Below are 15,503 nucleotides of genomic sequence, written 5' to 3'. Positions count from 1 at the left end.
CAGGACGGGCTGGGGAGCGAGGAGAACGTCGTCGACGTACTGCGCATCCACCGAGCTGCGGTGTTGAGGTACCGCCTCGGTGAGGTGGCGACCCCGCTAAAGGAGACGGCCGACCGGATCGACCTGGCACTCGCCCTGCTCGACGAACACGGTCCCGACGGCGTCACCGCCGACACGGTGGCGAGAGGCGTCACACCGTACGACGCCCGGGACAAGGTGCGCCTCCTGGCCCAGTGGCTCGGAACCGCCGAGACGGCCCGAAAACTCCAGGCCGAAGAACAGACGGTGCGCCTGCTGCGAATCTTCCGTGAGACCGAGAAGCTGACCGTGGACACCGCCGACCGGATCGACACGGCATACGACTCACTCGTGACACGACTGAGGTCTCTCGGCATCGACCCGGCCGAGGCACCCGTCCAACTCACCGGCAGCGAACTGACCGACCTCTTCCAAACGCCCGACGCCTCCATGCCGACGACGCCCGCAGCACACCAGGACCACAACCCCACCCCGGACACACCCGCGTACCCGTTCACCCGCGACGAGACAGACATCCCCACGCCGCACTTCATGGAGGACTACCTCGCGGAAGTCCTCACGGAAGACTTCCCGGGAGACGTCTCCATGGAGGAAGACGCACCAACGCGGGAGGAAGCTCTCTGGGCGAGCGACTCCGAACCGGAAGACCAGGACGACGCCGGAGCGACGGGCCTTCCGGCGGACGACCTCGACATCCTCGCCACACTGCTCGGCGTGGACAGCGCCATGCAGGTCGACTCCGAACCGGGGGACATGGCGATCGATCTCGTGCCGTCGGTGGACTACACCATGGTGCACGGCGGCGACTCCGGTCTCCCGGCGAGCCGCGAGAACGAGCAGGCCGACGAGGCCGGCGGTGAGCTGCCGGCCTCGGGCGAGGTGCGTAGCGACCGGTGGATTCCGTTCGGCGGTGAAGGGACGCCCGAGGCGTTCGAGTTCACGCCCGCTCCGCCCGGCACCCGCACGGTGACCCGGATGGTCGACGGTGCGCGGGCCGACACCGGGCCTGTGCTGGACGCCGTCTCGGCCGCCCACGACGCGGCCGTGATGACGGAGACCGGCCACGACGCGGCGCCCGCGGGGCAGGGTTCCGCCCGTCCGGGACAGCGGTCCGCTCCGTCGTCCCCGGCTGCCTCGTCCGCTCAGGCACCAGCAGGCAGCGGGGGGCCCGCGGATACGGCGGACGCCACCGGCACGGCTCAGGCCGGGGAGGACACCGCCGGGCAGGAAGCGGCCGCGGAGGAAGCGGAGACGCCGCGGGAGCGGTCGCTGCGCGCCATGGGACCCGCCGGGGACTGGGTGCTCAGGCGGGAGGCGGCCGGAGCGCGCGAGGTGGAACGCCTGGAGGTGGGGCCCGCGGAGACGTCCCCCGACGGCAAGGCCCTGCGCCCCTGGGTGGGCGCGCTCGATGGCGCAATCGACATCAGGACGTTCGAGGCTCGCCGGTACCGGCTGCCCTCCGGGGAGTTCGCGACCAGCGCGGTGGTCCGCGTGTATCTGGAGAGGTCCTTCGGAGGCTCCTCCTTCGCCTCCGACGAGCAGTTGGAACGTCTGCGGGACTCTGCCCGGGCAGGCGTCGACGCGATGTGGAACACCGGTCACCGGCTGCCCGACGGGGATGTCTTCCGGCTCGACCTGGAGTTCGTCACCGATCCCGACACCGCCCATCACACGGTCACCGTGTACGGCCACCTGGAGCGCGCGAACCACCTGGAGTGGGGAACGAACACCAGGCCGAACACCATCGCGCACGAGGTGGGCCACCTGCTGGGCCTGGAGGACGAGTACCGCGAGAGAGACGAGTACGGCCGGCGCGCCGTGTACCTCGACGGGACGCTGATGGGGGCGAGCCACATCGACCCCACAGGACGCTTCCTCGTGGACACCGACCTCATGTCCGAGGCCCGGCACTCGGGACGGGGCACGCAGCGGATCCCTCCCCGTCATCTGCGTCAGCTCGGAGCGGGCATCGAGCAGGCCCGGAAGCGGTCGGCCAGGGACAAGGCCTCCCTGGAGGCCACGCTCCGGGATTGGGATACCCGCGGGGAAGAGAACGAGGAGAACGGCGAAGAGAGCAGGACTGAGGAGGGAACGGCCCCGAACAGGGAGGATCAGGACAGGGACCTGTTGCGGCCGGCTTCGCCACCGGCCCGGGCGCGGTTCTCGCCGGATGTCCTGCGCGCGGTGCTGCACGGGGAGTCGCGTCCCGGACGCGGTGGCCGCCTGGCCCCGGGTGCCGGGTCGTCTCGTCCGAGGCCTCTCGTTCTGGACGGCACCACCCGTCCCAACGGCACCTACCGGGCCGAGTATCCGGAGGACGGGTCCTCGGGTGCCGAGGACCGCTGGCTGCCCGGCGCCGGTGACCTGGCCGGGGTCCACCCGCAGCGCGGGCTGATGATGTTCCCCGCGCACTGGACGGAGGAGGACGCGGTCTACGGGGCCGAGCAGGCCTACCTCCACGCCCTGCGGGACGGGGCCGTCCGGCCCGCCCCGGGCCGCGGCGCCACCCAGGTGTGGACCGGTGAGTACGCGGGCGTGCGGATCGAGGGGGAAGTCGTCGGGGGCGCCTTCACCGGCTTCCGGCCCAGTGACGACCAGCCCGGCACGCCCGCCCCGGCCTACGCGCCGCCGGTGCCGCTCGGCACGCCGCAGAACGGTCCCCTCTTCGGGCAGCGGGTCGAGGACCTGGTCCGCTACGGCGACCGCCGCACCCTCGGCGGCGCCCACCACGCGCCCAAGGTCGACGAGATGTGGTACGGCCTGGTGATCAGGCCCGGTCAGGAGAACGACAACGGCACCTACCAGGCCGAAGTCCGCTTCCTCGACCCCTCTGTGTCTCCGCACGACGTCGAGGGCGCGGCGGACGCGAGCAACTGGCGCCCGCACCGGGACGGCGACCAGCACGTGATGTTCCCCGCCGACTGGGCGCCGCACGCGGTGCTGGACGCCGTCTCGGCCGCCCACGACGCGGCCGTGGCGCGGGGGATGTCGAGGCCGGTCGACGACCGCGGCACCTATCACTGGGTCGGCACGGCCCAGGGGGTGCGGGTCGAGGGGCTGGTGCGTGACGACCGGCATCTCGTGTTCCGGCCCACCGCGGTGCAGCCGTACCCGCGCTGGCCCGGCCGCGCGCCGGTCGGCGAGGCCCTGGACTCCGCGTTGGTTTCCGGTGCCGGGCGGTCCCTTCCGCTCGATGTCCGGCACGTGCTGTTCGACAACGGGCAGCAGGGCGTCGAACTGGTGATCCGGTTCCACCTGGCCGCAGCGCCCGGCACCGACACCGCTCAGCTGGAGTCTCAGTTCGACAGGCTCCGGAGGTCGACGGCCTCCGGAACCGCCCGGGCGTGGCGGAGGTCCGGCAGCGACGGCCCCCTGCTGCGGCTCGACCTCGTCCGGGTCGACAGTGCGGAGGAGGCACACCACTCCCTCCAGGTCGGTCCCGAGAACGTGGACGACTTTCCGCAGCAGCTCATGGAGCTCGTACCGGCACCGGCCGATCTGCGGCAGCTCGCGGTCGACCTGCTGGACGACGGGGCGCCGGGCGCCGACCGGTGGCGGCTGCCCGCCGACACCGACGCGACGGCGGCGGAACTCGGACAGGAGGAACTGCGCCACGCCCTCGACGTGGCCGATCCGTTCGGCCGTCCCACCACCCTGCGTGAACCCGATCCGACGGAACGGGGCGACTGGCCGTCGCCCCCCGTCCGGGAGGACGAGAGCGTGTCGGAGCCGGGCTGGCCCGGCTTCGACGCGGAACCCGGCTGGCCCGGCCTGGACATGAGCCGGCCCAGCGACGACAGCCCGCGCGGCGGCGAGGGCACACCTGGCTTCCACGCGGGAGGGATCTGGCGTTCCGGCGCGCGCTCCGCCCCCGCCGAGGGCGTGCCGGCCACGGCGGAGGGCGCGCGAGACGCCCGGGGCGAGACGCAGCACGCCACCAATGACACCGTGGACCCGGCATCCGCCGGGGTGGACCCGTCCGCGGCGCGACCTCCCGCGGAGGAGCCGCGGGCCGGTCTACCGCTCGACGCTGACACCGACCCGGCCGTGCGCGTGGACCTGCTCAGCCGCCGCGCCCACCCGCACGCCGAGCCGGGTCCCGCCTCCGAGCCCGACGCGCCGGTCCCCGGCGCAGAACCCGAGGTGCCTTTCCCGGGCGCGGTGGAGACCGGCCCTGCCTCCGAGCCCGACGCGCCGGTCCCCGGCACAGAACCCGAGGTGCCCTTCCCGGGCGCGGCGGAGACCGATCCCGCCTCCGAGCCCGACGCGCCGGTCCCCGGCGCAGAACCCGAGGTGCCCTTCCCGGGCGCGGTGGAGACCGGCCGCGCCCGGATCCGGCCGGTCCAGGACGCCCGGTGGGTCGGGGAGCCCTACGGGGGCTGCCTGTGGATCAGGCACTTCGAGGCGCGCCGGTACCGGCTGCCGTCGGGCGAGTTCGGCTCCGTCGCGGCGGTCCGCCTGTTCCTCGACCAGGAACCGGGCCGGCAGATCACCGAGGAGGCGCTCACCGATCTGAGGCAGCGCGCCCAGCAGGGTGTCGACGAGCGGTGGAACACCGGCCACCGGCTGCCCAACGGGGATCTCTTCCGGGTCGACCTGGAGTTCGTGACCGAGAGGGATTCCGCACACCACGTCGTGACCGTGCACTCCGGCTATCCGCGTGCCAACCACATGAACTGGGGAACCGACACGAAACCGCACGTGCTGGCGCACGAGGTGGGGCACCTGCTGGGCCTGGAGGACGAGTACCGGGAGGGCGACCGCAACCGCCAGCGCGCCGTGTACGAGGACGAGGGTCTGATGGGCCCCTTCCTGCGGGACGGCCGGGGCCGCCCCGCGGTGGACAACGACCACGCCGCCGGAGCGGACCTGGGCCGGATGCGGATCGCTCCGCGGTACCTGCGCCAGCTGGGGGCGTGGATTGAGGGCGCCCTGAAGACGGCCAGGCTCCGGACCGCGCACGGGGTGGCCTTCTCCACCGAGGACACCCTGTACCCGCGCGCGGACGGGCTGCCCACGCGCGCCCACTTCGCCCTGGACGTGCGCAGGTCGGTGCTGTACGGCGAGGCCCGCACCGGTGGGGGCGGGCGCATCACTCCCGCACCGGCCTCGGACCGTCCCCGGCCTGTGGCGCTGGAGGGCACGGCCAGGCCCAACGGGACCTACCGTGCCACCTATCCGGACCTGCACCGGCGAGCAGTACGGGAGAATCCCACCGACCTGATCGCAGGCGGTCTCCTGCTTTCGGCTCAGCCGGACCCGGGGCTGATGATGTTCCCCGCGCACTGGACCGAGGAGGACGCGGTCTACGCCGCCGAGCAGGCCTACCTGCACGCCCTGCGGAACGGCACCGTCCCGCCCGTGCCCGGGCGGCCCGGTGTCCACACGTGGCGGGGCGAGTATGCCGGCGTGTGGATCGAGGGAGAGGTCTCGCAGGGGGTCTTCACCGGCTTCCGCCCGAGCGACGACCAGGCCGACACCCTCACTCCGACTCATGCCGCACCCCCCGCACCCGCCGTCGGCCCCCACGGCGGTCCGGTCTTCGGCCGTCGTGTGGAGGACCTGGTCCGGTACGGCGACCGCCGCACCCGCACCGGCGCCCACCACGAACCCGGACTGGAGCCGGCGGACCAGATGGGGTTCCACGGTCTGCAGATCAACCGCGGCCAGGAGCACCACAACGGAACGTACGACGCCGAGGTCTTCTTCCTCCACCCCGGGCTCCGCGTGGGTCCGGGCCGCCCGTTCCCGCCCCTTGCATGGGAGCAGCACGTGGACGGGGACCAGCATGTGATGTTCCCTCGTGAGTGGAGACCGGAGACGCTGCTGGACAACGTGGAGAAGGCGCACGGGTCCGCGCTCGACGCGGGCACCGTCAGGTGGGCCGACGACCGTGGCACGTACCACTGGGTCGGTACGGCCGCGGGCGTCCGCATCGAGGGCCTGGTACGTGACGGCCGGCATCTCGTCTTCCGGCCCACGTACGTTCAACCGCATGTCAGCTGGCCCGAGTTCAGGCCGGTCGGCGAGGTGTGGGTTCCCTCGGTGACGGTCGCGAGCGACGACGGCCGGGTGCTCCCCTTCGACGTCCGGCACCTGCTGTTCGCCAACGGTCAGCGCGCTGTCGAGCTGACCGTCCGGATATATCTCGACCCCGCGCCCGGCACCGATCTCGCATGGATGGACAAGACCTTCGCCGCGGTTCGGCAAACGATGCCCGGTGCCGTCATCCGGGCCGCGAACGTGGCGCAGATGAACGGTGCTCTGGTCGGGCTGACGCTGCTGCGCACCGATGACGTGGAGCAGGCCCATCACACACTGTTCGTGGTCGGGCGCGACGTGCGCCTCATGACCGGTGGAATCGTCGGCTTCCTGCCGAAGGGCACCGAGCTGCGCGCTTTCGTCGAGCAACTGGTGAACGGCTGGGCGCCGCCCACCGACGCCTGGCGACTGCCCGCCGACGTCGATCAGGAAGACGGACCTTGGGCTCTGATCCATGCCGTCGAACGACTCGCATTCGCCGACCCCTTCGGCCGGCCCACCACACTGCGTGAACCCGATCCCTCGCAGAGGGGTGACTGGCCCTCGAACGTCCCGTCCGGCGCACCGTCGGCCCCGCCGGCGGACTTCGACGACCTGGACGAAACGGAAATCAACGGCCTGTCCCTGTTGATCGCCCCCGGCACGACCGACGGCGACAACCCGCCGACCACCCCCACACGCTCCGACCAGACCGACTTTTCCTCCCTGTCCGACATGTCCGACCTCTCGGATCTGTCGGACAGCGAGACGGACGACGACATCACCGCCCCCCGCGCACCCGCGCGGACGCCCGCCTACCGTCCTGCCCCCGTGAGCACACCGAACGCCCACCCGGAGGAGGAGGCCGCGCCCGAGCCGGAGGACGACGAGGAGCGGCCGGGAGCCGGTGACGTCACCGGTGAGCCGGAACCGGCGGGTCAGGACGACGAGGTGTCTGCCGCCGGCGGACCGCGCGCCGCGAGCCCCGCTGTGCCGCCGGCCCCTTCCGGCCGCACCGAAGCGGTGCCCGCCGAGTCGTCGTTCCACGAAACGGACGCGGCCGACGGGCGTCGGTCGCCGGGCGTCGGCCGTGCCCTGTCGGCGCCGTTCTCCTCGTCCGATGAGGCCGGGGCGGCCCAGGAGCGCGAACCGGCGGCCGTCCAGCAGCCACGGCCCGCAGCCGAGCCCCCGGTAGCTGCCGGGGAGTCGGGCGCTGCGGCTGACGCACCCCAGGCGCCGTCGGCCGAGGTCGTTTCGCCCGTGCTCGGTTCCGCCGTCGCCTCGTTCGCCGGTACCACCGGTGACGGGCCTGCTCGGCCCGGTGAGGCGGACGAGCGCTCTTCGGGGCAGCCGGAGGACCAGGATGACGCGGCGTCCGAGGAGGGTGCCGAGGCCGCCCATGAGGTTGGTGAGCGGCGAGACACTTCGATCCGGATCGAGTCGCAGCTCGACAGTCACCGGCCGCCGCGTATCGACCTTTCCATGCCGGCACCGTCGCCACAGGCGGGACCGGTGCTGTTCGACGACGACAGTCGGCTGCCGGAACACTTCGGCTTCAGCCAGTACACCCTCCGCGGCGTCGACAGCGTCGTACAGGCGATCACCGACCGGCTCGGCGCGGGCCGAAGCGGTAGCACCCCCGGCCTGGACGAGGCGCTGGAGGACCTGCGGCGCGCGCTCGGCGCCACCGCGCACGTCTTCGACGGCGACGGATACGAATCCCCTGCCTTCGGCCACGGCCTGGACCAGGTGCTCAGAGTGACGACGCGGCCTTACGGGAACTGGGAACGGTTCGCCGATGTCCAGGCTGATCCGGCCGTGCGGCAGGCGGAGCAGGCAAGCAGGGTCACCACGGGCACCACCAAGAAGGTGTCCAGCAGTACGGGGCTCTCGGCCGGCGTTGCCCTGGGGCCGGGCGCGTGGGCAGTGTCCGCGCGCGTCGGCGCGGCGGCCGGGGTCACCCGCGCGCAGCAGTACGTCATGGGGGACCGGAGCACCGCCAGGCTGGAGCAGTACTCCAAGGACGGGTCGCACCTCCACCTGGACGACGTGTGGTACGAGGTCTCCGTCAGTGGTCCGCCGCGGCTCGGGAGCGCCGGCCGAGGGCGCAACAGCGGCGTCCCGGGCGAGGACACGTTCGGCTTCGCCGTGCGGCACGGGCTGGCGGTGCGGCTGCCGGACAGTGCGACGGCACCCGGCGAACCGGGCCGCGTGCCGAGCAGGATCGAGCTGGGGCCGCAGTCCGACTACCGGCTGGTGCACACCGAGGGATACGGGCCCGTCAAGCGCCTGCGGGACCTCATCCTGGAGAAGCTGGAGCTGGATGGCGCCAGGAACAAGGCCGCACGTGAACGGATCGCCGGGTTCTTCAGCTCGGAGAACTTCCACGGTCTCGCGGACCGGCTGGCCCGGGGCCCTGTGACGACGGGGTTGTTGTCGGCGGACGACGGGTCGCCGCTGGGGGCCGTCATCGTGGAGCGGGCCGTGCCGGGCGAGGCCGAGTTGCTCACCGAGAGCAGGGCCGTCGAGTTGCGCAGCACCATCCAGCAGACCGTCACGAACGAACGCGTCGCCTCCAGGACGTCCAGCAGAGAACTCAGTGCCGGCGTCGGTAAGTTCTTCGACTCGGGCAACCCGGCCTGGGGCCCGGTCGTGGCCGGTATCGGTGGCAGCCTCAGCCGCAGCACCACGCAGGGCACCGTCTTCGGAGGCTCGGGAAGCCGTAAGACCGTGGGCAGGGTCAAGAGAGCGCCGACGGCCCTGTACCGGGTCGTCAAGACGGTGACGGTGCGCTTGCCCGGTGTGCGCGAGCCCGTCAGCGTCGAGACCTGGAGTCTCGACCGGATGACACACACCGAGGCACGTCGCCTCGCGGGCTGGGACGACGGCACGACCCTGCGCGCGAGGAACGCCGTCGAACCCTTCGCTCCGCTGTACCTGACCCCGGACCGCCCTGCGATGCTCGGCATGAGCAGGGTCGAAACCCTCACCCACGCGGGCGGCAACCTGACGGGCCCGGACGGGCGGCGCGGCTTGCTGGAGACCTTCACGGACAGGGTGATCTACGAGGCCGCTGCCCGCCATCCGGACCTGTTCGTCCCGCTGGGCGAGTCCGGCACCCCGGACAGCCGCCGCCGGCGGGACATGCTGCACTACAACCTGGCGTTGCAGAACACCCTGACGGTCATGAACGTGCTGTCCTACCACAGCGTGGCCGGCAGCCTCGAGGCACTCACCACGACCGGGATCACCATCGACCTGATGGCCAGGCCGACCGGTTTGCTGCGCCCCCACCTGTCGCTGCACATCAGCGGTGTACTGACGGGACGCCGCTACGAGGGCACCCAGAACGACGTCACCGTGAGGGCCGCCGCGCCCGGCACGACACGCCTCGACGGCTCGCACGGGGTGACGCGCGCCATCGGCGCGGGGACCGACGCGAGCGTGCGGGTCAACCTGGCGGATGGGGCGCGGCATACGGTCACCGTTTCTGCCGGCCCCCGGTGGGAGCGCGCCGAGGGCCGCGGCGGCGACCACGGTTCAACCGTCTCGCACGAGACACTGGCCGAAGGCTCGACATCGTCCCACCTGTTCGGCTACGACCTGGAACTCACCGCGAGGATCGACGGGTTCTCGCGCTACCGCAGCGGAGCGAGGGCCGCCTCGCTGGGCGTACTCGGCATGCCGTCCTTCCTCCGGCAGGAGGGCGATACCGCCCTCGCGTCGATACGGGGCCGGGTCCTGCTGTCCGTGCCGGACGAGCACACCCCCGCCACCGATCCGCACGCGGACGGGGCGGGCAGCCCGAGATCCGTCGTGGAACCACTGGACATGACCGAAGCACGTGCACTGGTGACCGGCGAGCCGCACGCCCGGGGCGACCTGCCGACCGCGTCCGAGAGCCACGGGCAGGACGTGTCCGGCGACGAGGGCCCCTGGCACAACGTGTTCGGAAGCCACCCCTACCAGACGCTCAGCATCGGCGCACACCCCGAACTGAACAGCGCCGCCGAAGAGCTGATGGCGGAGTTGTCCGGCGGGTCCTGGCGCTTCACCAGGACCGGCGCCCTGCCGCACGACTTCCTGATGCGGCACTTCCAACCGCAGTACCTTGCTGCCGGCTTCGACCAGGCGTCCGGCTCCGCCGGGTCCCGGCTGCTGCTGAGAGCTCAGGGCGGCCTGCGGGACCGGGACGGCACCGTGGTGCACCGGATCCGGGTCCTCGATCCGGTCGTGGTGTCCAAGCCCGTCACGATAGCGACCGAACACTCGCTCGCCATGGATCTGCAGGCGGCGGGATCGGCGAGCACCACCCGCTCCTCCGCCTGGTCCGTCGGGGTCACCGCCGCGCACGCGCTGACGGGGCGGGACGGGACAGTGCTCAGCACCGCCTACGGCCTGTCGTACGGCCGGGCCGGCTCCCTCACCACGGCCACCGCGGTCTCGCGTACGGTGACCTTCGAGGTCGGCCATGGGGACGACCGCCACCACGTCCTGGTCGCGGGTGACACCCGGCACGAACTCGCCGGCTCGCTGCGCCCGGGCGGCGCCCTCGGCCCGCTGCTGAGCTCGTGGAACCGCAACAGCTTCGCCGGCAGGCGGCTGACGTTCACGAACGACTGGCTGGGGCACCTGCCGGAGAAGGCCGCGCATGAGCTCGGGTTCATCCAGGACGGGCTGGGCCGGGTGCCGCGCTACACCGCCAGGCCGTGGACGCTTCCGAAGTGGCTGCACGACCACCCCTTCGGCTCGTATGCCGCGGGCGCGCTGGACACCGGCAATGTGCTGACCGCCTTCATGCAGGAACTGCAGAACCGGGGCGTCGCCGTCGACGAGACGGGGCTCGAGCGGCTGCGTGACATGGTCTCTCCGCGAGCGCTGCGGGCCCTGCGCGAGCACCTGACCTCCACCGGCGCGGCCGCCCGCACCCGCCTCAGCCATCGGAACCTGGCAGGTATCCGTATCGGCGGTGGTTTCGGCTCCCTGCGGGTGGAGCTCATCGCCGGCGAGTCGACATTCGACCGCCTCGACCACGGACTCGTCGTGTGGGACGCCCGGGTCGCCACCATGAGCGAGACCGAGCAGAGGTCCGCGGAAACCTCCCGTGGGGCCGGCTGGGGCATCACCCAGGGCGTGGGGACCATCTCCTCGGCCGCGTCGCCGCACCCGGGCGATCTCACAGCCGTGCGGGCGGGCCTGAGCGGGCGGTTCGGCACCGCGGACCAGCTGTCCTCCAGCCGGTCCCGCACGCAACAGCGGATGCAGATGTTCTACACGGTCGGACCGCACGCCGAATACCTCACCGGGTACGAACTGCGCCTCACTCTGGACCGTGGAAACGGCGAGACCGTCACCCACCAAGGCTCGGTCGGCCTGCTGCGGGAACAGATGCCGCTGAGTCTTACGGTCCCCGAGGCCCGCTCCGTCACGGAAGGCGATCCACTTGGCACGCCCACGCTGGACACGACCGCGCGGTCGGTCAGGTTGCGGGCACGGGGGGAACTCTCCCAGCAGGACATCGACGACTGGCGTTCCGTTGCACGGCCCGACGGCACCAGGGCGCCCTTCGAGCCGCCGGCTCAGGGTTTCCAGGTCCGCCGTGTCAGTGGGCTGCGCAACCTCAGGGAGGCCGGCGAGCTGGCCGTCGCCGCGGCCTACGGCACCCGCGTCGACGCCATGCCGGACCGAGCGCGCGAGCTGACCGGACGCGCTCTGGACGCGGCGCTGGAAAAGGCCCGTGACTCGGCGCTGACCCGGCCCGGTACGGTCTCGGGGCTGGCGTTGGACGAGGCGATCAGCGACGCGGCGCTGGCCCCGTTCTTCGCGGAGAGCGGTGCCCGGGACGGCTACCGCGTTCTGGGACTGGACGACGACACGTCCGTGAACTGGTCCCACGGCCAGTACCGGCTCTACTCCAAGCCGGACCTCTCCCGGGCCACCCTGCTGACGGTGTTCCCCGACAGCGCCATGATCACCATGGAAGGAGATGCCACCAGCGCCGGCACCGCGCTCTCGCACAGCGCGAGCCAGGGCGTCTCGGCCACCCTGCAGCCGGTCCTGTCCGCCGGCCAGGCCGGCTCGGCGGTCCCGGCCGTCTCCGGGACGGCCGCCGCCGGCGAGGCCGACAGGCGTGCCGTCTCGGCCACGCAGAGCGCCGCGACCAGCACCGAGCGGGGCGGACGCCACTTCCTGTTCGCCGTCCCGACCGCCTGGTTGGGCATCGCCGAGGTGCAGCGATGGCTGGCGTTCGGCCGGGTCAGGCCCCTTCCGCAGGGCGTCCACGCGGACACCGTGCTCGAAGTGCTGGTGAGTGAGGACGTCGCCCGGGACCTGGGCCTCGTCGACGACGGGAACTTCCCGCCCGTGGTCCAGGACGCCTGGACGCAGGTCACCGAGGCGGGCGACGCCTGGGCAGGTGCGGACCGCGCGTACTGGCAAACGCGCCGGGAACTGGCCGAACTCCGGGAGAACACCCAGGAGCCGGAGGACACCTCGGAGCCGGAGAACAACCCGGAGCCGGACAACAGCGAGCTGCTGGAAACTCTGCGCCGACGTGCCGAGGACGCGGTCGGCGAGTATCACCGCGTGCGGGCGGAGGCCGACCGGCTCACCCGCTGGCACCGGCTGCCGGCCGAAGCACACCGGCCGGGCGAGCCGGAGACGCGCGCGGGCCTGACCGAACCGCCGGCCGTGGTGTTCACCGCGGCGGACCGCGATCCGGACCCCGAGCGCCCTGTGTACGTCGTCCAGGAGGGCGCGCCCGGCGATCCCGAGCTGCTCATCTCGCCGGAATCGCCGCAGGGCCGCCAGTCGTACACGCTGTACGACGTGCCCGAGGACGGGGACGGCTTCTACCACGCCCTCGCCGAAGGACTGCACCACGCCGACCCGGAAAGGCTCGGCACCCGGGTGGACGTGACGGACCGACAGGAGCTGGTCGGGGGTCTGCGACGGCTGCTCGCCGACGAGCTGCACCACCACGCCGACCTGCTGGCAGTCACCTCGCCCGACACCGGGGACACCTTCAGCGCCGACGAGTTGGAGGCCGGCGGGATCACCTCCACGGGCACCGTCCGGATCAGCAACCTGAAGCCCGGCACGATGCCCTTGAACAGGTCCGAGCGGCGCGAGCTCGCCGACTCCGGCCACATACCGCTGCACACCGTGCTGCCGGAGAAACAGCGTGAGGGTCTGGCCCGGGAGCAGCTGCTGCGCGGGGGTGACGCCCCCAAGCGCGCGGGATGGGACCACGGCGCCGCGGACCTGTTGCCCGTGCTGGCCGCCCGTGCTTTCGGTGTACGGGTCACCGTGGTCGGCGCGGACGGGCGGTTCCAGGACTTCTGGCCCTCGCTCTCCGAGGCCGCAGACCCTGCCGAGGATCAGCTGCCGCACATCGTGCTGCAGTTGAAGGACCAGCACTACCGGCCGGCCCTGCCCTCCGCCGACGCCCGGCGGGAGCCCCCGCTTCCCGCGCCCGCCGAGGCGGCACAGGACCGCGAAACACCGGCCGCCCGGCCGGCGCGGCCCGCCTACACCACGGCGCCGTGGGCAGCCGGTTCCGGTCCCTGGCGCCCGGCCTTCACACCGGGCCGGACGCCGACGCTGACCGGCCCCGACGGCACGGTCCACACCCTCGTCGAACCCGTGGGCGACGGCAACGGCTTCTGGTCCGCCGTCGCCGGCGGTCCGCACGGCCCCGACGGTGACCGGGGCGCCCCCGCGGGGGACGGTGTCTGGGACGAGGCCACCGAGCGCGACGCTGTCGGCCACGCGGCCGACGTCCTCGGCGTGGGTGTGACCGTCGTGGACGAGGACGGCACCGTACGGCTCCCGGCCGACGGCGGCCGGGCGTACGGGCGGCCGGTGATCCTGTACCGCAGGGCGGGCGAGTACCTGCTGGCGCGCCCCGACCGCGACCCGGCCGACGCCTCCGCGGTACGCCCGGACGGCGGGGCCGACGACGAGAACGGTGTCGAGGGCGTGCGTGACCCGGCAGCGGTCGTTCCCGGGGACCGGACCCCGGACCGCACCGCTCATGACCGACCGGAGGACGGCGGGGCCGTCGTGACGCCGGAAGCGGCGGAAGGGCGGTACGGCATGCCGGTGAAGAACTTCGACAAGTTCCGCCGGTTCGCCTCGGAGCACGGTCTGGTGATCGACGTCCGGCCCACCAACCCCGAGGCACCCCGTTGGCTGGCCAGGGGGGCCCTGCCCAAGCCCAAGGAAATCAAGGCGAAGACGATCAATGCACTGGACGTTCTTCTCGGTGCGCACCCCGACCACGTCGGACTGGTCGGCTACTTCGAGCCGACGGCACCCGAGCGGACCTCCGGCATGGGCGACGAGGTGTGGGACCGTCTCCAGCAGCGCTACGAGCAGCGGTCGCGCGAGTTCGAGGACCTGGCGCCGACCATGGCGCGACTGGCGGCCGAGGGCACTTTCACGGTCAGGGACGGTGTGGTCCAAGGCCGCGACGACGCCGGTGCCGAACGGCCGATCACGGGTGACCACGACATCTTCGACATCTCGACGCCCGGCGGCTCGAAGCTGACCCCCCGTTCGTACGACCAGACCATCGGTGACATGCGGGCCAACGACATGGGCGTCATGCACGGGGCGCACCTCTACTGGGCGGCGGAACCCAAGTCGCCGTTCAGCGAGAGTGTGTTCAAGAAGATCCTGGAGTCGCACCGGCACGGCGGCGAGCCGCTGTTGCGGTTCGGTCCCGGGGACGTCAACACCCGTCTCGCCTGGTCCGATCCGCCGCGGATCTCCCTGACGGTGACCGAGGCGCCGCCGGTCGTGGACTCCACCGAAGCGGACCCGGCGGACCAGGACCCGGCGGACCAGGACCCGGCGGACCAGGACCCGGCGGACCAGGACCCGGGGAACCAGGGCCCGGCGGAAGAGAGCCCGGCGGAACAGAGCCGGGCGGACCGGGGCCCGGCGGAAGAGAGCCTGGCCGAACAGGGCCCGGTGGAACAGAGCCGGGCGGAAGAGAGCCGGGCGGACCGGGGCCCGGCGGAAGAGAGCCTGGCCGGACAGGACCCGTCCGGGCCGGAGTTCGACGTGGAGCTTCGGGCGCTGCTCGACTCCGCCGACCTCCTCGCCACTCCCGTAGGCCCGCACGACGTGGCGGGACTGACGTACGCCCCGCAGGCGGCGGCCTTCTGGGCACTCACCCAGGAGCCGCAGCGGCTGGCCGATCTCCGGCTCGCCCCGGCGGACGTCGAGGACCTGCTGCGTCGGAACCCGGCCCTCTTCACCCCCGCGATCCAGGCCGCCTTCACCCGGCTGACCGCGCACCGGAAGGCGAAAGAAACCGGCCCCGGCCCCGGACCCGGCCGCGCCTGACGCATCTCCGGCCGATCGCCTCGGCCGGTCGGCCGCCGGTCGGCCGGACAGACCAACCGCACCACCCCCGTCGTTCACAGAGAAGGATC

The 15,503-nt window shown here is 72.5% G+C and carries 1 protein-coding gene; it reads left to right on the top strand.

Translation table 11 applies throughout. The features are described 5' to 3' along the window. Nucleotides 1–84: 84 nt before the first annotated feature. Complete coding sequence (locus AQJ58_RS15710; protein WP_234360063.1) at nt 85–15,414, top strand: EndoU domain-containing protein; 15,330 nt, start codon at nt 85–87, stop codon at nt 15,412–15,414. Nucleotides 15,415–15,503: the final 89 nt, after the last annotated feature.

Origin of the sequence: Streptomyces sp. DSM 15324 (assembly GCF_001514285.1) — a bacterium.
GTDB lineage: Bacteria > Actinomycetota > Actinomycetes > Streptomycetales > Streptomycetaceae > Streptomyces.
This window is presented reverse-complemented; position numbering and strand designations above follow the sequence as displayed.